This is a genomic window from Pseudarthrobacter linnaei, from assembly GCF_055412825.1.
Window position 1 is genome coordinate 1 of the sequence record NZ_JBVAYX010000043.1, and the last position, 21,099, is coordinate 21,099.

At 67.1% G+C, this 21,099-nt stretch carries 20 protein-coding genes, 1 tRNA gene and 1 other RNA gene; 10 read left to right on the forward strand and 12 right to left on the reverse strand.

Going from position 1 to position 21,099, the window contains the following annotated elements; all coding sequences use genetic code 11:
- Positions 1-173 precede the first annotated feature (173 nt).
- The 4 genes from ACZYZ3_RS19620 (at position 174) to ACZYZ3_RS19635 (ending at position 1,922) form a co-directional block, all read left to right on the forward strand.
- Positions 174-512, forward strand: coding sequence for a putative quinol monooxygenase (locus ACZYZ3_RS19620; protein WP_463965462.1), 339 nt, complete (start codon positions 174-176; stop codon positions 510-512).
- A 55-nt stretch (positions 513-567) separates the two neighbouring features.
- Complete coding sequence (locus tag ACZYZ3_RS19625; protein ID WP_463965463.1) at positions 568-861, forward strand: DUF503 domain-containing protein; 294 nt, start codon at positions 568-570, stop codon at positions 859-861.
- A gap of 118 nt (positions 862-979) precedes the next feature.
- Entirely contained in the window at positions 980-1,702 is a 723-nt protein-coding gene (locus ACZYZ3_RS19630) for a hypothetical protein (protein ID WP_463965464.1), read from the forward strand.
- 1 nt (position 1,703) lies between these two features.
- Positions 1,704-1,922 carry a DUF559 domain-containing protein gene (locus ACZYZ3_RS19635; protein WP_463965465.1) on the forward strand — a complete coding sequence of 73 codons (219 nt, stop codon included), beginning with the start codon at positions 1,704-1,706 and terminating at the stop codon, positions 1,920-1,922.
- A gap of 97 nt (positions 1,923-2,019) precedes the next feature.
- Here the strand turns inward: ACZYZ3_RS19635 and purL are convergent, their stop codons facing one another.
- The 3 genes from purL to purS are packed head-to-tail and all read right to left on the reverse strand — an operon-like array spanning position 2,020 to position 5,367.
- On the reverse strand, positions 2,020-4,359 hold the full coding sequence (gene purL, locus ACZYZ3_RS19640) for a phosphoribosylformylglycinamidine synthase subunit PurL (RefSeq protein WP_463965466.1): 2,340 nt from the start codon (positions 4,357-4,359) through the stop codon (positions 2,020-2,022).
- On the reverse strand, positions 4,356-5,114 hold the full coding sequence (gene purQ / locus ACZYZ3_RS19645; RefSeq protein WP_463965467.1) for a phosphoribosylformylglycinamidine synthase subunit PurQ: 759 nt from the start codon (positions 5,112-5,114) through the stop codon (positions 4,356-4,358). Before purQ ends, purL begins: the two co-directional genes overlap by 4 nt.
- 1 nt (position 5,115) lies before the next feature.
- Positions 5,116-5,367 carry a phosphoribosylformylglycinamidine synthase subunit PurS gene (gene purS / locus ACZYZ3_RS19650; RefSeq protein WP_011690410.1) on the reverse strand — a complete coding sequence of 84 codons (252 nt, stop codon included), beginning with the start codon at positions 5,365-5,367 and terminating at the stop codon, positions 5,116-5,118.
- A gap of 286 nt (positions 5,368-5,653) precedes the next feature.
- On the opposite strand from purS, the gene ACZYZ3_RS19655 reads away from it, so the two are divergent.
- Together ACZYZ3_RS19655 and ACZYZ3_RS19660 are read left to right on the forward strand one after the other, a co-directional pair.
- A complete protein-coding gene (locus tag ACZYZ3_RS19655; protein WP_463965468.1) occupies positions 5,654-5,839 on the forward strand; it encodes a hypothetical protein in 186 nt (61 codons plus the stop codon).
- Between the two features lie 299 nt (positions 5,840-6,138).
- Positions 6,139-9,369: a S8 family serine peptidase gene (locus ACZYZ3_RS19660; RefSeq protein ID WP_463965469.1), complete on the forward strand. Its 3,231-nt coding sequence runs from the start codon at positions 6,139-6,141 to the stop codon at positions 9,367-9,369.
- 135 nt (positions 9,370-9,504) lie between these two features.
- Here the strand turns inward: ACZYZ3_RS19660 and ACZYZ3_RS19665 are convergent, their stop codons facing one another.
- Genes ACZYZ3_RS19665 through ACZYZ3_RS19680 form a run of 4 tightly spaced genes read right to left on the reverse strand, consistent with a single transcriptional unit; the run spans position 9,505 to position 11,892 of the window.
- A complete protein-coding gene (locus ACZYZ3_RS19665) occupies positions 9,505-9,885 on the reverse strand; it encodes a serine protease inhibitor (protein WP_463965470.1) in 381 nt (126 codons plus the stop codon).
- A complete protein-coding gene (locus ACZYZ3_RS19670; protein WP_463965471.1) occupies positions 9,882-10,874 on the reverse strand; it encodes a 3-methyladenine DNA glycosylase in 993 nt (330 codons plus the stop codon). Before ACZYZ3_RS19670 ends, ACZYZ3_RS19665 begins: the two co-directional genes overlap by 4 nt.
- Positions 10,831-11,391, reverse strand: coding sequence for an SSI family serine proteinase inhibitor (locus ACZYZ3_RS19675; protein WP_463965472.1), 561 nt, complete (start codon positions 11,389-11,391; stop codon positions 10,831-10,833). Before ACZYZ3_RS19675 ends, ACZYZ3_RS19670 begins: the two co-directional genes overlap by 44 nt.
- A 27-nt stretch (positions 11,392-11,418) precedes the next feature.
- A complete protein-coding gene (locus ACZYZ3_RS19680; protein ID WP_463965473.1) occupies positions 11,419-11,892 on the reverse strand; it encodes a MarR family winged helix-turn-helix transcriptional regulator in 474 nt (157 codons plus the stop codon).
- An 80-nt stretch (positions 11,893-11,972) separates the two neighbouring features.
- On the opposite strand from ACZYZ3_RS19680, the gene ACZYZ3_RS19685 reads away from it, so the two are divergent.
- Positions 11,973-12,206, forward strand: coding sequence for a hypothetical protein (locus ACZYZ3_RS19685; RefSeq protein ID WP_463965474.1), 234 nt, complete (start codon positions 11,973-11,975; stop codon positions 12,204-12,206).
- A 229-nt stretch (positions 12,207-12,435) separates the two neighbouring features.
- Positions 12,436-12,642, forward strand: a complete 207-nt coding sequence (locus ACZYZ3_RS19690) for a hypothetical protein (protein ID WP_463965479.1) — start codon at positions 12,436-12,438, stop codon at positions 12,640-12,642.
- Between the two features lie 86 nt (positions 12,643-12,728).
- Here the strand turns inward: ACZYZ3_RS19690 and ACZYZ3_RS19695 are convergent, their stop codons facing one another.
- From ACZYZ3_RS19695 to ffs, 4 genes are all read right to left on the reverse strand, one after another.
- On the reverse strand, positions 12,729-14,087 hold the full coding sequence (locus ACZYZ3_RS19695) for an aspartate kinase (protein ID WP_463965475.1): 1,359 nt from the start codon (positions 14,085-14,087) through the stop codon (positions 12,729-12,731).
- A 330-nt stretch (positions 14,088-14,417) separates the two neighbouring features.
- Positions 14,418-15,017, reverse strand: a complete 600-nt coding sequence (recR, locus tag ACZYZ3_RS19700) for a recombination mediator RecR (RefSeq protein ID WP_307461921.1) — start codon at positions 15,015-15,017, stop codon at positions 14,418-14,420.
- A gap of 50 nt (positions 15,018-15,067) precedes the next feature.
- The gene (locus ACZYZ3_RS19705) at positions 15,068-18,148 is read right to left on the reverse strand and encodes a DNA polymerase III subunit gamma and tau (protein WP_463965476.1); all 3,081 of its coding nucleotides are present in this window, start codon (positions 18,146-18,148) and stop codon (positions 15,068-15,070) included.
- A 27-nt stretch (positions 18,149-18,175) separates the two neighbouring features.
- Positions 18,176-18,272, reverse strand: an RNA gene (gene ffs, locus ACZYZ3_RS19710) — signal recognition particle sRNA small type.
- A 330-nt stretch (positions 18,273-18,602) separates the two neighbouring features.
- On the opposite strand from ffs, the gene ACZYZ3_RS19715 reads away from it, so the two are divergent.
- Positions 18,603-18,687 (forward strand) — tRNA-Ser (locus ACZYZ3_RS19715).
- A 141-nt stretch (positions 18,688-18,828) separates the two neighbouring features.
- On the opposite strand, the gene ACZYZ3_RS19720 is transcribed toward ACZYZ3_RS19715, so the two are convergent.
- Positions 18,829-19,740 carry an oxygenase MpaB family protein gene (locus ACZYZ3_RS19720; RefSeq protein WP_463965477.1) on the reverse strand — a complete coding sequence of 304 codons (912 nt, stop codon included), beginning with the start codon at positions 19,738-19,740 and terminating at the stop codon, positions 18,829-18,831.
- Positions 19,741-20,014: 274 nt separating this feature from the next.
- Between ACZYZ3_RS19720 and ACZYZ3_RS19725 the strand changes: the two genes are divergently transcribed.
- Positions 20,015-21,099 (forward strand): M23 family metallopeptidase (locus tag ACZYZ3_RS19725; protein WP_463965478.1); only part of this gene is annotated, 1,085 nt, incomplete at its 3' end.

A 21,099-nucleotide genomic window follows, 5' to 3' on the forward strand; every position in this document is an offset into this window, starting at 1 on the left:
CCCTCAACCTCGAGACCCCAGCCAACCGGCTGAACCAGCTGCTGCACGCAGCCTAAACCCCCGGCGTTGCTCCGACTGCTTGACTTTGCCCCCCCGCAACGGGCCGGATGTGACCCCGCATTGTCCTGTTGCAAGAATGGAACATCGTCCCGCCACACCGAAAGGCAGTTCCCGTGATCTTCATTGTCGTTAAATTCAAGGTCAAGCCCGACTGGTCCGGCCGCTGGCTCGGCCTCGTGCAGGACTTCACGCAGGCGACCCGCCAGGAACCGGGGAATCTGTGGTTCGACTGGTCCCGCAGTGTGGAAGACCCCAATGAATTCGTCCTGGTCGAGGCCTTCACGGACGACGCCGCCGGGGACCACGTCAACAGCGCACACTTCAAGCAGGCCATGGCGGATATGCCCCAGGCCCTGCGGGAGACGCCGCACATCATCAGCCGCCAGTTCGACGGCGAGGGCTGGGACCGGATGGGCGAGCTCACCATCCAACCCCCGTCGAGTGCTCCGTAACTGCCCTTTTGGCACCCCAAAACGGCAGTTACGGAGCACTCGCTAGGATAAATGCATGTGGATCGGCTGGATTGAATTCGATGTCCTCCTCGGCGACGTCCACAGCCTGAAGGAGAAGCGCTCCGTGGTGCGCCCGGTTCTCGCCGAGCTCAAGCGCCGCTTCGACGTCTCCGTGACAGAGGCCGGACTGCACGACCAGTACCGCCGCACGGTGATCGGCGTCGGGCTGGTCGCGGCTGACCGGGCGCACCTCGTCGAGGTACTGGCCGGCGTCGAACGCTTTGTCGCGGCACGGCCGGAACTGGAACTGCTCAGCGCCCGCCAGCGCGAACTCCGCAGCGACGACTAAAACCATCGGTTGCTCCGTAGACGCCCTATTGAGGCGTCATAACGGCACCTATGGAGCAGCGGATTGGGTGGTGTGGATAACTTCTGCGACGTTCGCGCCGTTCTGGTCTCATGAATCCATGAAAACCGCACGCCCGCTGCCTGACGATTTCCAGGAGCGCCCCTTCACCGTTGTGGAAGCCGCTGCGGCCGGAGTGTCGCCCAAGCGGCTCCGCCACCGCTCCCTCGCAGCGCTGGGGAAGGGGATTCGTTCCCAGAGCCCGCCGCCGGGGATTCCGTTAAGCGTGAGAGTGCGGCCATTCATTGAGGTCAATGAGCGATGCGCCGCGTCGCACCTCACCGCGGCGGAGCTTGGTTCGCTTCCGGCGCGGCGTCAAAAGGAGGGACCGCCGATGTATCACCTGATCAGGCCCGAGGGCGCAGCCCATCTCAACCGTCCACACGTCATCGTTCACCGGATGAAGCTCTACGACGACGAGATCACGCTCCTGGACGGGATTCCCCTCACCACACCGGAGCGAACCTGGCTGGATCTCGCCGAAATGCTGACCGTCGACGAACTTGTGGTGGCCGGCGACAGCTGTGTCCGCGTCCCCCGGCTTGAGTTCGAGGGCAGGGACATGCCGTTATGCAGCCTCGGGGATCTGCAGCGGATGATCGACCGCCACAGGGGAAAGCGTGGAATCCGCAAGGCGCGGGAGGCCCTAAAAACTCATACGCGTGGGCTCGGATTCGCCGCAGGAATCCATGTTGCGACTTGCCATTGTCCGCGGCGGTCTTCCGGAACCGGAGCTGAACGTGCCGATCGTCGACGAGGCAGGAACGCGGCACCACGAACCTGACTTGTCGTACCGGAAATACAGGATCGGTATTGAGTACGAGGGTGAGCAACACGGCGAAGAGGGACAGATTGTCCGGGACATCGCCCGATCCGAGCGGTACACGGCCCTCGGGTGGACCGAGGTCCGGATCTCCAACCGGCATATGCACGATGACGCCAGGGCTGCCGTGGCGAAGGTCCGGGCCGCGCTGGTCCAGGCTGGCTGGCGTCCGGGGCGCTAACCCACATCGACTGCTCCGAAACCGCCGTTCTGGGGGTTCAAAAGGGCAGTTGCGGAGCAGTCGATGGTGGGGGCGGCACCGGGCTGGGGCGGTGGGGCTAGCCGAAGTACTTCGGCAGGGTCGCTTCGTGGGCCTCGCGGAGGGATTCGAGGATCATGGTCTCGACGCCGGTGATCTCCAGCGTGCCGCCCTCAGCGTCCACGACGCCGATCCGGAGGTGCGGGAAGCCGCGGGCGGTGCACATGTCCGTGAAGCGGATTTCCTCGGAGCGGGGCACGGCCACGATGGCGCGGCCCTGGGTCTCGGAGAACAGCGCGGTGAACAGATCCACGCCGTCGCGGTCCAGGACATCCTGCAGCGCGACCCGGGCACCCACGCCGTAGCGCAGCGAGGACTCCACGAGGGCCGCCGCGAGGCCGCCTTCGGAGAGGTCGTGCGCGGAGTCCACCATGCCGTCGCGGGAGGCGTTGATCAGGATCTCGGCCAGGGCGCGTTCGGCGGCGAGGTCCACCTTCGGCGGCAGCCCGCCGAGGTGTCCGCGCATGTTGGACCATTCCGAGCCGTCCAGTTCCGCCGCCGTCGTACCGAGCAGGTAGATGGCCTGGCCGTCTTCCTTCCAGCCCGACGGCGTGCGGCGGGCGACGTCGTCGAACTTGCCGAGCACGGCGACCACGGGGGAGGGGTGGATGGGGGTGGTGCCGGTCTGGTTGTACAGCGAGACGTTGCCGCCGGTGACCGGGATGCCCAGCACCATGCAGGCGTCCGACAGTCCGCGGATGGCTTCGGCCAGCTGCCACATTACGTCGGGGTCCTCGGGGGAGCCGAAGTTCAGGCAGTCGCTGACTGCCATCGGCACGGCACCGGAGGTGGCGACGTTGCGGTACGCCTCGGCCAGCGCCAGTTGCGCGCCGTGGTACGGATCGAGATAGGTGTAGCGGCCGTTGGCGTCGGTGGCCAGGGCCACGCCCAGGCCGGTTTCCTCGTCTACCCGGACCACGCCGGCGTCGTCCGGGAACGCCATGGCGGTGTTGCCGCCGACGTAGCGGTCGTACTGGTTGGTGATCCAGGACTTGTCGCACATGTTCGGTGAGGCGACGAGTTCGGTGATGGCGGCGGCCAGTTCCGCGGGGGCGGCCGGGCGGCCGGCATCCTGCACGGAGCCGGTGAAGGCATCGGCCTGCACGGCGTCCTGCCACTGGGGGCGGGCGTACGGGCGGTCGTAGACCGGACCGTCGTGGGCCACGGTGCGCGGGTCGACGTCGACGATCACCACGCCGTCCCAGGTGATGATGAGGCGGCCGGTATCCGTCACCTCGCCGAGCCAGGAGTACTCCACGGCCCACTTGTCCATGACCGCTTCAAAAGCGGCGACGTTCTCCGGGGTAACCACGGCCATCATGCGTTCCTGCGACTCGGACATCAGGATTTCGCCCGGGGTCAGGGTCGGGTCGCGGAGCAGGACGGAGGTCAGTTCGACTTCCATGCCACCGTCGCCGTTGGAGGCGAGCTCGGACGTGGCGCAGGAAATGCCGGCGGCGCCGAGGTCCTGGATGCCGTCCACCAGGGAGCCCTTGAACAGCTCGAGGCAGCATTCGATTAGGACCTTCTCGGCGAAGGGGTCGCCGACCTGGACCGCGGGGCGCTTGGACGGCTTGGTGTCGTCGAAGGACTCCGAGGCCAGTACGGAGGCGCCTCCGATGCCGTCGCCGCCGGTGCGGGCGCCGAAGAGCACCACCTTGTTGCCCTTGCCGGAGGCGTTGGCGAGGCGGATGTCCTCGTGCCGCATCACGCCGACGGCGAGGGCGTTGACCAGCGGGTTGCCCTGGTACACGGAGTCGAAGACCATTTCGCCGCCGATGTTCGGCAGGCCCAGGGAGTTCCCGTAGCCGCCGATGCCGGCCACGGCGCCGTGCATGACGCGGGCGGTATCCGGGTGGTCAATGGCGCCGAAACGCAGCGGATCCATCACAGCCACCGGACGGGCGCCCATCGAGATAATGTCGCGGACAATGCCGCCGATGCCGGTCGCGGCACCCTGGTACGGTTCCACGAAGGACGGCGAGTTGTGGGACTCGATCTTGAACGTCACGGCCCAGCCGTCGCCCAGGTTGGTGACACCGGCGTTTTCGCCGATGCCCACCAGCATGTCCTTCTTCATCTCGTCGGTGACCTTTTCGCCGAACTGGCGCAGGTGGTTCTTCGAGGATTTGTAGGAGCAGTGCTCGCTCCACATCACGGAGTACATGGCGAGTTCGGCGCCGGTCGGGCGGCGGCCCAGGACTTTGACGACTTCGTCGAACTCGTTCTGCTTCAGTCCGAGTTCGGCCCAGGGAAGGTCGACGTCCGGGGTTTTGGCCGCGTTCTCGACGGTGTCGATGTTGAACTTCTTGGTCTCGGTGGCGGTGCCTGCCGTCCGGCCTGTCGACGTTTCCGTCATTTGTTGTCTCCCACGATCTTGTTCAGTACAGAGGTGAAGAAGCCGAGGCCCTCGGTGCCGGAGCCGTTTGCGGGGCCGAAACCGGCCTCCACTGCGTGCTCCGGGTGCGGCATGAGGCCCACCACATTGCCCGCGGCGTTGGAGATGCCGGCGATGTCGCGGCGGGAGCCGTTCGGGTTGAATCCGACATAGCGGAACACCACGCGGCCCTCTGCCTCCAGGGCATCGAGGGTCTTCTCGTCCGCGATGTACTGGCCGTCCTGGTTCTTCAGCGGCACGGTGATTTCCTGGCCGACGGCGTAATCCCGGGTCCAGGCGGTGGAGTTGTTCTCCACGCGCAGGATCTGGTCGCGGCACATGAACAACAGGCCATCGTTCTTGATCATCGAGCCGGGCAGCAGGTGCGACTCGGTGAGGATCTGGAAGCCGTTGCAGATGCCCAGAACGGGCAGCCTGGCGTCCGAGTTGGCGGCGTCGATGATCCTGGCCATGAGCGGCGCAAACCGTGAGATGGCGCCGGCACGCAGGTAATCGCCGTAGGAGAAGCCGCCGGGAATCACGACGGCGTCGACGTCACCGAGGGTGGTGTCGGCGTGCCAGAGGGGCACGGGCGTGGCGCCGGCCAGGCGGACCGCGCGGACGGCGTCGCGGTCGTCCAGGGTGCCGGGGAAGGTCACGACGCCGATCTTCGCACCGGCGATTTGCGGGTGCGCGGCGACGGCGACGGCCTCGCCGATCAGGGGGAGTTCAGTCATCTCAGGCCTCGACGACCTCGACGTTGACGACGTCCTCGATGACCGGGTTGGACAGCAGGGTCTCGGCGGCGTTCCGGGCCTGGGCCAGGATCTCCTCCGTCACCTCGCCATCAACCGTAAGTTCAAAGCGCTTGCCCTGGCGGACAGAGCTAAACGCGGTGAAGCCCAGGCGGGGGAGTGCACCCACGATGGCCTTCCCCTGCGGGTCGAGAATCTCGGGCTTGGGCATGACGTCGACAACGATCCGGGGCATCCGGCAACTCCTGTGCGTGAGCATTGGGTAAGGGCGCAGCGGAGTGATGCCGTCTCACGCCGATCCGCTGTGTGGTGAGGACAGCATGAAAGGGCGCTCCGCGAGCTTGCATGCCTATTCTACCGGCCGCGGCCCGTCCGGCCGCATTCGCGGCAGGGAGAGTGGACGGCGCCGCCCGGTGTATTGCCAGCCCGCCGGGAACCCGCCCGGGTGGCAGGGTCTCGCTGCCGGGGTGACCTGCGACGACGCTATGGTCACCCCGGTGCCCCGTCAGTAGCATGTGCGTATGACAGAGAAATCGAAGTCCGTGCTTTTGCCCGTTGTTGCCGCCGCCGTTTTCGCCGGCCTCGGGCGGATGGTGCTGCAGAAGATCAAAGCGGACCGCAAGGCCCGGGAAAGCAATGTCGCCGGGCCGCTGGATGACAAGACTCGCGCGTGGATCAGCGAAGTGGTCAGAACTCCCCGCCAGTAGCGGGCGCCGGCGTTGCCTGCCCCCGCCAGCAGCGCCTCCGGCTCCCTGGCCCCCAGATCGGCCGACCCGGCAGGACCAGCCGCGCCCCTCCGGCGCGGCTGGCCCGCCGGGTCTTGTCGAATTGATTGACAAATTTTGATTTCCTTATTGTGGGCTATGTCATATCCGGCTCTCAGTCTGTACTGTATGAAACGGCTGGTATCCGTCGGGCCCGTGAGAGTCTCAGCTCTTTCTGTCCGGCCAGTCCGTTGACCCGGCACCAACGCCGGGACCGTTCCTTATGAAAGGTTCAACCACACGTGAAATCACCAGGAAAGAGCTTCCTTCGAAGCGGGGGACTCCGGAGGGCCGTGGCGCTGACCCTGGGCTTGCCGGTTCTTTTGTCAACTGTCGCGATCGCGCCCGCTACCGCGGCGCCGGGATCCACCGTTGCTCAAGTAGCCCAGAAGAATGTGGATCCCAACAGCTACAAGGACGGCCGCTACATCGTTGTCCTGGCCGAAAAGCCGGCGGCCACTTACGACGGCGGGACGCCCGGGCTGGCGTCAACCAAGCCGGAATCGGGCAAGAAGCTCGACGCCAACAAGACCGACGTCAAGCGGTACGAGGCACACCTCGAAAAGAAGCAGGCCGAGGTTGCAGGCCAGCAGAACGTGCAGATCAAGCGGCAGTTCACCGCGGCCATCAACGGCTTCAGCGCAAACCTGACGGCGGATCAGGCCATCAAATTGGCCAAGGACCCCGGAGTGCTCGTTGTTGCCCCTGATACGGAAAACGCACCCGACTACTCCAGCACCGACTTCCTGAAGCTCAGCGGCCCCAATGGCACCTGGAGCACGAAGTTCGGCGGCCAGGATGCCGCCGGCAAGGGCGTCGTTGTCGGCGTCATCGACACCGGCTACACCCCCTCCAGCCCTTTCTTCGCGGGGGAACAGGTCAAGGCGCTCACCGGCGCTCCCGTCGTCGGCGTGCCCTACCGCACCGACGACGGCAAGATTGCGATGCTCAAGTCCGACGGCGACACGTTCATCGGTGAGTGCCAGACGGGAGAGGACTTCGACGGCTCCGCCTGCAATTCCAAGGTCCTCGCCGCGCACTACTTCGCCGAGGATTTCATCGCTTACGTGCCAAAGGACGAGCGCTCCGGGACCGAGAAGATCTCCCCCGTTGACGTCGACAGCCACGGCACCCACACCGGCAGCACCGCCGTCGGCAACGCCGACGTCGAAACCTTTGTTGACGGTCGCAGCTTCGGCCTGACAAGCGGGATCGCCCCCGCCGCCAAGCTTTCGGTCTACAAGGTCTGCTGGGAAGACACCGACCCGAACACCGGCGGTTGCTACAGTTCCTCGTCCGTTGCGGCGATCAACCAGGCCATCTACGACGGCGTTGATGTCCTGAACTACTCGATCTCCGGCTCCGCGACCACCACCACGGATCCGGTCTCCATGGCGTTCCTGTCTGCAGCCTCCGCCGGTATCTTCGTCGCGGCCTCTGCCGGAAACTCCGGCCCCACCGCCAGCACCGTCAACCACGGTGCACCCTGGGTCACCACGGTCGCTGCCAGCAGCTTCTCCCAGGAGCTGCAGGGCACCGTCGAGTTCTCCGACGGCAGCAAGTTCCGCGGTGCCAGCATCATGAACCGCGAGGTCAAGGGTGCCGGCGTCGTGCTGGCGGCCAGCGCGGCCATCACAGCCGGAAACGCCAACGCGGCCCTCTGCGGCCCGGACACACTCGACCCCGCCAAGGTCGCCGGCAAAGTGGTCGTCTGTGACCGCGGCTTCTTCGACCGCGTCGCCAAGAGCGCCGAGGTTGCCCGCGGCGGCGGTGTCGGCATGGTCCTGGTGAACCTCAGCAACTCCTCGCTGGACACGGACAAGCACTCCATCCCGACCGTGCACGTGAATCCGCCGGCCACCGAGACCATCAAGGCCAAAGTCGCAGCCAACCCGGCCATCACCGTGTCCCTGGTCAACAAGGACACCACCGGACTGCCGCTTGAGGCCCAGCCGCAGATCGCTGGATTTTCTTCCCGCGGCCCGCTGCTGGCAACCGGATCCGACCTGCTGAAGCCCGACGTCGCCGCTCCCGGCGTCGCAGTCCTGGCCGGCGTATCGCCGATCGGCACTGGCGGGGACAACTTCGGCTTTATGTCCGGTACCTCCATGGCCGCCCCGCACGTGGCCGGCTTCGGTGCCCTGATTCTGGGCAAGAGCCCGAAGTGGTCCCCGGCGACGGTGAAGTCCGCGATGATGACCACCGCTGGTGACGTCAAGAACGCCGACGGCAGCAAGAACACCGATGTCCACGCCACCGGCGCAGGACAGGTTGATCCGGCCCGCGTGCTGGATCCGGGCCTGGTCTACGACGCCAACGAGGACGACTACCTGAGGTTCATTCAGGGCACCGGAATCGACCTCGGCATGCCGGGCCTGGGCACCACCAAGGCCCGCGACATGAACGTCCCGTCCTTCTCACTGGGCAACCTGACCGGCAAGATCGAGGTCACCCGCACGCTGACGGCGCTGACCCCGGGCACTTACCGGGTCAAGGCCAGCGTCCCCGGCGTCAAGGTCACCGTGACGCCGTCCATCCTGACTTTCGGGGCGGCCGGTGAGAAGCGAACCTTCAAGGTGTCGTTCGAAAACCAGAACGCAGCCCTGGGCAAGTTCGCCATGGGTTCGCTGACCTGGCAGGGCGCCAACAAGGCCGTCACGTCCCCGATCGCGGTCCGCCCGCAGTCGGTGGTCACGTCCAAGGATGTTGCCTTCACCTCCGAGGGCGGCACCGGCTCCGGTGAGCTCAAGGTTGTATCCGGCACCAACAACCCGATCAACATGACGCTGGACGGTCTGTCCAAGGCCGACTCCTCCGCCATTGAATTGGTCCCCGGTCCGGGAATTCTGGGGGCCACCGATGCCTCAAACTTCGCCAAGGAAGTCCAGGTTCCGGCCGGCAGCCCGCTGGCCAAGCTCTCGGTCTACTCCGCAGACCCGAATGCCGACTTCGACATGTACATCGTGAACCCGGCCAACCAGCTGATCCAGGTGGCAACCTCGTCCGCAAGCGAGTCGCTCTCAATCCCCAACCCGGCTCCAGGAACCTACCGGATCTTCGTGCACCTGTACGACAGCCCGAAAAAACAGGCCACCAAGGCAAGCGTGGATGCGGCGATCCTCGGCGCCAACGTCGGCAATGCGACCCTGACGCCCAACCCGCTGCGGCTCGCCAACGGCACGTCCGGCGTTGTCACGATGAACTGGAAAGGTCTGGCGGTTGGCTCGTACATCGGCCGGGTGACCTTCGCCGGTGCCAGTGAACCGACTTTCGTCAGCGTGCTGGTCACCCCGTCCGGCGCAGTTGTGGTTCCGCCGACGTCCGAGGACCAGGACAGCAACGACGGTCCCGGGGACAGCGGCGACGACGGCAAGAAGGACAAGAAAGAAAAGAAGGAAAAGGGCAAGAAGGTGAAGAAGGAGAAGGGCAAGATCCAGAACGAGGAGCTTGCCGGTCCCAACAACGCCATCTAGGAACAGTTCCAACCCCGACAGCAAAGGCCAATGGCCGGCGGATCAACGCCGGCCATTGGCCTTTAAGTTGCCGTTGCCGTTGCCGATCAGGCTGCAGGTGAAGTTGCCGCAGGACTAATGCTCAGCGGAAGCGACTCAGATCGCGCCGGTGGAACCCGCCAGGCCGCCCAACAGAGGCGCCATGGCGCGCCAGCGGGCGATCTCGCAGCCGTCGGTGCGGCTGAACGCGCTGTTGACTTCACGGCCCAGGAACCAGCCCGTCACCACGGCCACCTGTGGGCCGCCGTACTGCTGGGTGCACAGCTTCGGCGGGCCCGGCTTGGGGAAGAAAATGTCCTGCCCGTGCTGGGATACAGCCGCAAGGGCGGCGGCAGAATCCGGCAGGGTGCAGCCTTCGGCGAGGGCCCCGCCGCTTGCCTCCAGCCGGAACACGTGTTCCGGCGCGCCGGGGGCCTCGGTGAGGCGGATGGTGAGATGGATCTCGTGGCGGGTATGACTGTCAGGGGTGGCGGTCATTGCTGTCCTTCCATACTTTCAGGGGCAGGGCCGGAACCCATGGACGGGAGCAGAGGCGTGAGCTCCCGCAGCAGCCGGTGCCGCAGTTCCTGCGATTCGGCGGAAAAGGCCCGCTGGTATTGAACGTACTCGGCTTTGCCTTCGGCTGTTTCGATCAGAATGGCGGGATACCCCCACTCCAACAAGTCATAGGGCGACGCCTGCATGTCCATGGCCCTGATCCGCCAGGAGAGTTCGAAGCAGTCCATCACCAGCTCGCTGGGCAGCAGCGGCGCGAGTTTGTAGGCCCACTTGTACAGGTCCATGTTGGCGTGCAGGCACCCGGGCTGTTCCATGCTCCGCTGGTTCTCCCGGCTCGGCGCCAGGCTGTTCAGCGGCACGGCGTCCGGGGTGTAGAAGCGGAAGGCGTCAAAATGCGAGCAGCGGATCCGGTTCTCCTCCACCACCTCGTCCGTCCGTTCCGAACCAAGCCGCAGCTGAAGGTACTCGTGCCGCAGCTCGAATTTGTCCTGCCGGTAGACCATCGCCCACTCATGCAGCCCGAAGCAGCCGAACTGCGCCGGCCGCGCCGCCGTCCCGGCCAGGATGATCCCGGCGAACTGCAGCGCGTCACGCCGGTCCCGGACAAACGCCTCGACGTCGACCGTGACGGCCGCGCTGCCCGGCGGCAGGCCGGCGGCGGCGAGTTCGCCGTCGTCGGGCGTGCGGTAGTACTTCCAACCGGTGCGTTCCGCCGCGGCGGAGCCGGAGAGGACGACGCCGGCGCCCGGGTGCCAGCGCAGCAGCTGGCCAGGCTTCTGGGTGTAGTAGGTGAAGAGGAAGTCCTCGACCGGGTGCTTCCGGCCGGCGGACCGTCGGGCGAGGTAGGGATCCGCATAGCGGCGGACGCGCGTCTGATAGGCGGCCTGGCGCTCCAGCCAGGCTCCCTGCGGGAGGCAGTGCAGCTTAGACAGCCCCGCCGGTGGAGCCAAGGATATCCTTGGCGGCATTCCAGGCCGCGATCTCGCAGCCGTCGCGCAGCGTGAAGACCGTTTCGACCGGCTGGCCGTCCACCACACCCGTGACTGTGGCCTCCTGCGGTCCGCCGTACTGCATGGTGCAGGCCTGGTCCGTTGGCCGGGGCGCGGGGCTGAGCAGCGCCGCATTGTTCTTTACGGCCAGGCAGGCCGCGGCAGCGTCGGGATGCTGGCTCTCGGCGGCCGGTACCCCGTCCAGGCAGACGAGGGTGAAGTTCGCGGGCGTGCCCGTCGCGGAGGGCTTGACCATGATTGCCAGTTCGGCGTTGCCCTGCCCGGGCCCCGAGGTCACAGGCGCGGCTGACGGCGAGGGGGCAGGGGTCTTTGTTTCGGTGTCCGGCGAGGGGGTGGCCGTCTCGGACGGGCTTGTCCCGCCTGTCTGCCCGGGGGCCGTGGCCGACGGCGACGGGGCTTGCCCGCCCGGCGTGCAGGCGGCCAGGCCGGCTACCGCCATCAGAACGAGCGCCGCGTGGATCAGTTGCTTGCGCATCAGCAGTCCTCCTGTGTTGTGCACAGTCTACCGCCGGGGCGGGCCGTTGGGAGCAGGCTTCGTGGCCGCAATCAGGTCCATCATGGAGCCGTGCAGTTGGCCGACCTGTTCACGGGTCAGGCTCAGCCGGTCCATCATGGTGCCGGGCACGGCGGTGGCCTGCTGCCGCAGCGCGGCTCCTTGCGGGGTCAGTCCCACGGCAAGGGTCCGTTCGTCGCCCGGAACCCGCTGGCGCGTGATGAGGCCGGCCGCTTCCAGACGGCGCAGCAGGGGCGAGATTGTTGCCGGCTCCTGCACGAGGGCCTCGCTGATGTCGCGCACGGAGCGTGGGCTGGACTCCCAGAGGCACAGCATCACCAGGTACTGGGGATGGGTCAGCCCCAGTCCGTCCAGTACCGGCTTGTACGCGCCGACGACGCTGCGGGAGGCCACCGTGAGCGCGAAGCAGAGCTGGTGCTCCAGCAGGAGGTCGTCCTGGGTTCCGTCCGTCGCATCCGCCACAAGGGCCCTCCTCAAGTAGTTAGTGCACTAATCATTAGCGTACACTGAAAGGAACGTCTCGTTCTTAGGAGTGGATAGTGATGGCCAAGGATAAAGCCGAAAACGCCTCGCAGAGGTTCATGCGCGCTACGGGCAAACTCCGGATGATTTTCGGACCTGCCAACCGCAGCGCCCTGGGAGACGAGATGACTGAGCAGAACCGTGAGCTGCTGGCCCGGCGCGAAGCCGAAACCCAGCAGTGGGAGACCCTCCACCGCCCCGACGGCAGCACCTACGTCGTGCCGCGCAACCCCGGGGACAAGTCGCTGCGGTAAGCCGAAGCCGCTGCCGGTGGTGCGCCTCCGGCCGTGCGTTCCGGGGGAGCCCCGCGGAGTTGCCGGGCTGGTCCCCGCTGCCTTTCCGGGCCTCGGCACCCATCCCTTTTCGCCGGTGTCGGGCGTAAAATAGGGTCACTGGCACCAGCACTTAGCCACGGCCGTTCCCCGTGGCCCGGACACGGGAGAGGGGGTGGGAATTGTGGCACTTCCACTGAGGAAGGCTGCCCTGAGGCAGCACCTGCACCCGTCTTCATGGGTACGCTTCCTTTTCGGCGCTGCCTCACGGGGGGATTACTCCGCTCCGGTCGTTCACAGGCATGACGACTTCGAGACGGCCTCCGAGGCGGAGCTCGCCGGTTTTGAGGTGGAGACCGACGCACACGGACATCACTACGCTGTCCGAAAGGAAGACCTCCCGAAAGAGGAAGTCTGAGCAGCGCCCGTGAGGGCATAACGAAGGGAGCGGCAGTCGCCGCTCCCTTCGTTAGTTAGTTCCCGGGCTGACCCCCGGCGGTTGGCTCAGCGGCCGGTACCGCCGTGCACCGTCGCCTCAGCATCGCTGTCCAAATCGAAGGCCCTGTGGATGACGCGCACGGCGTCGTCGAGCAGGTCCGCGTGCGTGACGACGGAAATCCGGATTTCCGAGGTGGAGATCATGTTGATGTTGATCCCGGCCTCGGACAGCGCCGCAAAGAACCGTGCCGAGACGCCCGGGTGGGAACGCATGCCGGCGCCGATCAGCGACAGCTTGCCGATCTTCTCGTTGTACTCGATGCTCTCGAAACCGATCCGGTCCTGCGCGGCGTGCAGGGCCGCCAGGGCGTCGGCGCCCTCGACGATCGGCAGCGTGAAGGAGATATCGGTCCGGCCCGTGCCGTGGGTGGAGACGTTCTGGACGATCATGTCGATGTTCGAGTGCGCGTCGGCGATGACCTGGAAGATCGCCGCAGCCTTGCCCGGGATATCGGGAACCCCGACAACCGTGACCTTGGCTTCGGAACGGTCGTGTGCAACACCGGAGATGATTGGCTGCTCCAAGGCAACTCCCTCTTGGGTTGTGATTTTGTCGTCGGCGCTGGGCATGACCCAGGTGCCTTCGTTCTGGCTGAATGAAGAACGGACATGCAGCGGGACGCCGAAACGGCGGGCGTACTCGACGCAGCGCAGGTGCAGGATCTTGGCGCCGGACGCCGCCAGTTCCAGCATTTCCTCGCTGGAGATCCGGTCGATCTTGCGGGCAGACGCCACGACGCGCGGATCGGCGGTGTAGATCCCGTCGACGTCGGTGAAGATCTCGCACACGTCTGCGTCGAGGGCGGCGGCCAGCGCCACCGCCGTCGTGTCCGAGCCCCCGCGGCCCAGAGTGGTGATTTCGTTCGTGGTGCGGCTCATGCCCTGGAAGCCCGCGACGATCGCAATGTGGCCCTTGTCCAGGGCGGTCCTGATGCGGTGCGGGTCGACGTCGATGATCCGGGCCTTGCCGTGGATGCCATCGGTGATCATCCCGGCCTGGGAGCCGGTGAAGGACTGGGCGGACGCGCCGAACTTGTTGATGGCCATGGCAAGCAGTGCCATCGAGATGCGTTCCCCGGCCGAAAGGAGCATGTCCATTTCCCGGGCCGGGGCGGAGTCGGTGACCTGGGCCGCGAGATCGAGGAGCTCATCGGTGGTGTCGCCCATGGCGGAGACAACCACGACCACTTCGTCGCCGGCGTTCTGGGCATCCACGATCCGGCGGGCCACGCGCTTGATGCCCTCGGCGTCCGCCACGGAGGAACCGCCGAACTTCTTCACCACGAGGTGCTTCGTCGTGGCGGCCGCAGCGGGCAGTTCCTGTGGCTGCGGTCCGGAGTGGACTTCGGTAGTGGGCAAACTCATGCGCGCACCCTCACTGGATTATCGGGTCTGGGCCAAGCAACCAAACGGCGCGACGGCGTAACTTCTCAGCCCAGTTTATCGCCGGGAGCCCCTGGTTGCTGAATTGTGACCGCATGCCAGACAGGCCTGCATCCGTTCCGCCGGACATGCCCTCCGCTGCGGCCAAGCGATGCGCATGTGCTCCCCCCTTGGGCGGACATGCCCTACGCCCGGGCCGGGGGATGGGCATATTGGGACCATGTCCGTCCGTGGGCGCGGGCGCTGGGCATGTCCGCCCAAGGGGTGGAAGGGCGACGGCGGCAGTCGCCGAAGTGCTCGGCCGGACTCCGATCAGCTCAGGGCGTTGCGGCGGCCCTCGAAGGCGCGGCCGAGGGTGACCTCGTCGGCGTATTCGAGGTCACCGCCCACGGGCAGGCCCGAGGCCAGCCGGGTCACGGCGATGCCAATCGATTTGAGCATCCGCGCAAGGTAGGTCGCTGTGGCCTCGCCCTCCAGGTTGGGGTCGGTAGCGATGATGATTTCCTGGATGGCGCCGTCGTTGAGACGGGTGAGGAGTTCCCGGATCCGGAGCTGCTCGGGACCGATGCCAGCAATGGGGTTGATCGCCCCGCCCAGCACGTGATACCGGCCCCGGAAGGAGCGTGTGCGCTCCACCGCGAGAACGTCCTTGGATTCCTCGACAACGCAGATGATCGAGGGATCACGGCGAGGGTCGCGGCAGATGTTGCACAGTTCCTGTTCCGTGACGTTGCCGCACACGGTGCAGAATTTGACGCGCTCCTTGACGCTCGTGATGGCGTCGACAAGTCGTTTCATGTCCTGCGGGTCGGCCTCGAGGATGTGGAAGGCCAGCCGCTGGGCGGACTTGGGCCCGACTCCGGGAAGGCGTCCGAGCTCGTCGATCAGCTCTTGAACTGCACCTTCGTACACTGTGTCCTCGTTCGTTTGGGTGGTGACGGGTCATGGTCCCGGCGGTGCGGCTAGGAGCGCGGCGGCAGCGGGCTTCCGTCCAGTGACCGCTCTTCAACAAGTTTTCCGCCCAGGATGCGCTCGACGGCGGCCCGTCCGAAGACGCCCGATTCCTCGATCGTTTCGTCATCCGCGCTGGGGATGTCCTGGACATAGGTGGTCGTGGCGGCCGAGGCCCGGGCCGGGGCTTTGGCGCGGCCGGCTTCGGCTTCCGGGCTGTTGGAGAGCCGTTGATAGAGGCTCTGCCGGCCCGTCGAATGTGGCGCCGACGGGGATGCGGTGGCCGCAGCCAGTGACGCGGTTGGCGGAGCGGGCGCGGCCGCCGGCGCCGCGGTTGCTGAGGCTGGAATGGATGGGGCGCCCACCGCCACCAGCTCCGCGGAGTCTCCCCACCCGCTGGGCGAGGATCCGACTGGGTCATACGCGGCGGTAGCCGACACAGCTGCGGCGTAGTGGGGGGCCTGGGCCGCCGCAGGCTCGTAGTGCGGCGGTTCCGGTTCCGGTTCCGGCTCGGGGGCCACAGGCTTCTCGGTCGCGTAGCTACCGACGTTGGAGTCCGAGCCGACCGACCAGATTCCGGGGGCCTGCTCGACGGCGCGGGCCCACGGGTCGTTGGCGGTGTCCGGGGCCTGCGGTGCCGGAGTGACGGCAGAGGGGGTCGCGGCAGCAGCGGCAGAGCGCGTCGACGAAGCTGCCCTTTTGCGGGCAGGCGCGGCGGACGGCTGGGCGGCGGCCGGCTGGGTGGCACGCGCCACCATCGGGGCCGCGGGGTCCCAGTCCATGGGCGGTTCCTCATCCAGCGGCGGAGCGTCCTCGTCCCGCGGCGGGCCCCAGTCATCGTCGGGGTAGGCGTAGGATCCGGCGGCCTCCGAGGGGGAGACCGGCTCGCCTGCGGCCGCGGCTGCCGGCGCAGCGGACGGCGGTTCCTCGGGGGCAACAGATGTCGGAACGTGCGTCGGCGCCGAGGCAGGCGCGGTGGGTGCAGAGGCGGGTGCCTGGGCCGGAGTCGCCCGAGTGACAGGTGGCTGGGACGGACCGGCCGGTGTGTCGGGACCAGTTGCAGCTGTCTCTGCAGCACGCGCAGGCTCGGACCCGGCCGGGACGCCCTCTGCTGATCCGGGGGGAGGCGGGTCGGCGGCCGGCGTCAGGCCCCAGTCCGCGTCGGTGGACTTGGCCGGAACGTCCGGGCTAGCGGGTGCTTTTGGGTCTGGCTCAGAGCTCGCTGCGCTGTTGCTTCCGCTGGCCACTGCATTGATCTGGCATTCGATGCCGATGGTCTTGTGGATCGCCTGCCGCAGGTTCTCGGAGTGATCCGCGCGGCCGAACGCGCCGGCCAGACCCGAGGTGGTGAAGGCGAGCGTCAGGACATGGTCTTCGAAGTGGCCTACCTGGGCATTCGGCTCGACCAGGGCCCACGTGCTCCGCTTGATCTTGGTCAGCGTCTGCAGGATCTCCGGCCAGGCGCGGCGGAGGACTTCGACGTCGGGCCCGGATCCGGTGGCCGCCGCGCGCGGGGCTGAGGGAGCCGTGGGGGCGGGCTGGCTCTGGGCTGGTGCGGATGGGGCTGGTACGGCCGGGGCCGAGCTGGACTGGACCCGGGCCGCGGGAGCCGCGGCCGCCGGCCGCACCGGCGCGGACATCTGGGGCGCCGGGGCCCGTCCGGGCTCCGCACGGTCGACGGCGGCGGACTCGTCGACCGGCCAGTCGCCGGTGCTGACGCGCGGCGGGGTGAGTGTTTCCCTGGCTGGTTCGGCTTCCCGCCCGGCGGATACCGGGGCAGCCGGGGCTGCAGGGACCGCGGCGGCCGGAGCTGCAGCGGCGGGAACCGGAGCTAGCGGGGCCGGGGCCGATACGGCGGCAGCGGCTGTGGCCGGGACAGCGGTCGCGGTCGGCGCCGCGGCGGGAGCCCCGACGTCGTTGCCGGCGTAATTCAGGCGGCGTTCCACCCTGTCGATCCGGGCGGCAATGCCGCGCTCGGTCTGCTCGGAGGACGGCAGCAGGATGCGGGCGCAGAGCAGCTCCAGGTGGAGTCGCGGCGACGTGGCGCCGGTCATTTCGGTGAGGGCCGTGTTGGTGACATCCGCGGCGCGCGACAGCTCGGCCGCGCCCAGATTGTGGGCCTGATTCTGCAAACGCGCGATCTGGTCCGCGGGCATGCCGCGGAGGATCGACTGGGCGCTCTCCGGCATGGCCTGGACAATGATGAGGTCGCGGAAGCGCTCGAGTAGGTCCTCCACAAAACGGCGGGGGTCATGCCCGGTCTGGATGACACGGTCCACGGCCCGGAACACGGTGGCGGCGTCGGAGGCTGCGACGGCCTCGACGACGTCGTCGAGCAGGGAAGCGTGGGTGTAGCCGAGCAGTGCGACGGCGAGTTCGTAGTCCAGGCCGTGGGGGCCGGCACCCGCCATGAGCTGGTCCAGGACGGAGAGCGAGTCCCGCACAGAACCGCCGCCGGCGCGGATGACGAGCGAGAGCACGCCGGGCGCCACGGGGACGTTCTCCTGTGTGCAGAGCAGTTCGAGGTACGCCATGAGCGGTTCCGGCGGTACGAGCCGGAACGGGTAATGGTGCGTGCGGGAGCGGATAGTGCCGATGACCTTGTCCGGCTCCGTGGTGGCGAAGATGAACTTGATGTGTTCCGGCGGCTCTTCGACGATCTTGAGCAGGGCGTTGAAGCCGGCGGAGGTGACCATATGGGCCTCGTCGATGATGAAGATCTTGTAGCGGTCGCGGACGGGGGCGTACGTGGCCCGTTCGCGCAGGTCACGGGCATCGTCGACGCCACCGTGGCTGGCAGCGTCGATTTCTATGACGTCGAGTGATCCGGAACCGCCGCGGGCGAGTTCAACGCAGCTGGGGCACTTGCCGCACGGGGTGTCGGTGGGGCCCTCGGCGCAGTTAAGGCAACGGGCCAGGATGCGCGCGGAGGTGGTTTTTCCGCAGCCACGGGGGCCCGAGAAGAGGTAGGCGTGGTTGACGCGGTTCTTGCGCAGAGCCGTCATCAGCGGCTCGGTGACGTGTTCCTGCCCGATAACGTCCGCGAACGAATCTGGGCGGTATCTGCGGTAAAGGGCGGTTGTAACGGTCACAGATAAACCCTACCAATCGGCGCAGACATAAAAGACCCCCCATGCACCCGCCAGAGCCCATTTACCCTTGCTACCTTCCGGTCCTGGGGGAGTTCAACAGGATGACGCCACATGAGGGGCCGTCAGCAAGTTTACCCGACGTTTGCGTGTGCCCCGAATCGCGTTCCTGGCACCCGGATAATCCGCGGGACATGCCCATTTTCCGGGACCCCCGGCTGGGCATCCTGGTCCTATGTCCAGTGGCTGCGCGAAGCGTGGGGCATGTCCCGCGGGGCGGGGGAGTGCGCGGGTGGACATGCCCACTCTTCGCGGCCCCGACTGGGCATCCCGGGCTTATGTCCAGTGGCTGCGCGAAGCGTGGGGCATGTCCCGCGGGGCGGGGGCTCGAGAGGTCAATTGGGCGATGCCGGGAAGTTCAGGTAGTCTAGTATCTGCTTTTGATTCAGAAGCTACTGGAGAATTCGCCTAGCGGCCTATGGCGCACGCCTGGAACGCGTGTTGGGTTAACGCCCTCGGGGGTTCAAATCCCCCATTCTCCGCGGTTGGCCCCGGTCCCTTGGACCGGGGCCTTTTTGCGTCCGACGGAATCCCCCCGCGCGTTCCCGGCGCAGGAGCCCGGGTCCCGGGCCAGCGGCCCAAACCTAGAGACATTTTGGCCGGTAGCCCGGTCCGGTCCGGCCTCAGGACAGGGGGCCCAGCCGGCGGAGGCGGGCACGGGCGGCCTGTTCGCTGGGACCCACCCGACCCAGGGCAAGATGGATGACCCCGAGCGCCACCTTGGTCGCCAGGCGCACCGGCAACGGGATGGGGCCCAGCCGCGCGGTCCGCAGGCCCAACAGATCGCGGTATTTGGGCTCCAGACTTGCCACGGCCGCTGCGAACAGCACCCGGTAGCCTGGTCTGAGCACTGGATGGAGCGGCGGATTGCGGATGAACGCCACAGTCTCGGCGACCCTCTCGTCGAAACGGAGGTCGCCGGCGTCGTGCCACTGGTCCAGCTGCCGGCGCATTTCCGCCTCGTTGAGTGGCGGGGACTCCACTCCCATGAGCTGGCCGGCCTGCGCCCACTCACGCACGTACGCGTCGGGGCCACCGGGAATCGGCCTGCCCCAGATCTTATGCGCCGAGAGGAAGGCGTCGGTGAAGGCAATGTGCACCCAGCGAAGCAGCTCCGGATCATTGGCCGCGTACCTCCGAGAGACGCCATGTCCGTCCACGTAGTCCCCGCGCACCGACCCATGGAGGCGCAACACCCAGTCGGAGGCTGCCCGGGCCGCGGCGGTTGAGCCGTAGGTCACTGTAAAGATCCAGCGGATCGTTCCGGCAAGCCGGCCCAGGGGGTCCTCGCGGAAGCGGGAGTGGTCGTGAACGCCGGCCAGCGCACCGGGATGCAGCGCCTGCATGAGCAGGGCGCGAATTCCCGCCACGATCGTCGGCATGTCCCCATGAACGGCCCAGACCGCGGATCCTGGCAAGTGGAAGCCGGGGTCGTCGCCTTCCGCCAGTCGCGGGACCCAGTCCGGCACGGCGTCCCGGGTCCCGGTGAACGTCTGCCTGAGTTCGGACTGCCATTCCCTGAGGAGGTTGCGCATACTCCATTCTCACCCACCGCCGCGGAGCCCAGTACTTGCCCGGATCACGAGTACTACTGGTCCACCACCTGTAGTTGGAAAGGGGTAGCTTTTACGGTTCCCAGGTCCCCGTGATTGTGGTCCCATAAGAGCGTGAGTCCGCAAAACTGGGGACTGACGAACAGGATGCGGGAGTCACATTGTGGGAAAGCACTGGGGAAACTCATCGAGTGAGCAGGCAGTCAGAGCGCGCATCATTGCCGTGCGCTGTTTATCCGGGGGATTCTGCCTCTCCTTGGCGGTCCTGACTTTCGGGGTCCAGGGCCTGTCGGGCAGCGGCACCGCCGTCGTCCCGTCCCCTTCACTGGCCTACGGCGTGGTGGGACCGGGCACGCTGGATCCGGACACCCCGGGCACAGCTGGTGCCCGCACCGTTCCAACCGCTGACGCCCTGGCGTCGGCGGACTTCACCGCGGATGCCCTGGCGCTCGTCGCCTACACCCGTTCAACGGTCGAGACAACTTCCAAGGACGGCGTCCCCGGGGAACTCAATGTGGCGTCCGCAGGACTGAAACGGCCCGCCGAAGGCTTCCTCATGGCCCCACTCGAATCACTTCGGGAGTCCTCGTCCTTCGGGCTGCGCACGAGCCCCATTACGGGGTCATCCGGGGAATTTCACTGGGGCCAGGACTTTGCCGCGGCGTGCGGCACCCGTGTCTACTCGGCCGACGCCGGCGTCGTGCGGGCTGTCGGTTGGCACCCTTGGGGCGGCGGAAACCGCGTGGAAATCGACCACGGCAACGGGCTCATCACCACCTACAACCATCTTGAGGCGATCGCCGTCAAGAAGGGCGACTCGGTGCGGGTTGGTGAGGTCATTGCCCGGGTGGGGACGACCGGATCCTCCACCGGCTGCCACCTGCATTTCGAGACCATCCTGAACGGCTCGCACAAGAATCCGCACGACTGGATCCTTCTCCCGATTGTGCAGACGGACCAACTCGGCGCCCTCGAGATGTCCAGCTACGCGCCCGATGCCGGCAAGTCCTCCAACACCTCACTTGGCTGGGCGATCCCGGTGTCTGAAGAGAGGGCGCACGTAGTTGCTGGCGGCTCCCTGGAAGTACCCGCCGCAGCGCTGGCGGTAACACCGTACTCCTCTTCCCCCGCCCCCACACCGTCCATCTGGGACGGGCTGTCGCCGACCAAGACGCGCTCGGACACGCCAACGCCCGAACCCAGCCAGCCGCCGGGCGGGTCCCCGAGCGGGACAACGTCGACGCCGGGCACGTCGACGGGGACCAGCACTCCGCCTCCGTCGACGGGGACCAGCACTCCGCCTCCGTCGACGGGGACCAGCACTCCGCCTCCGTCGACGGG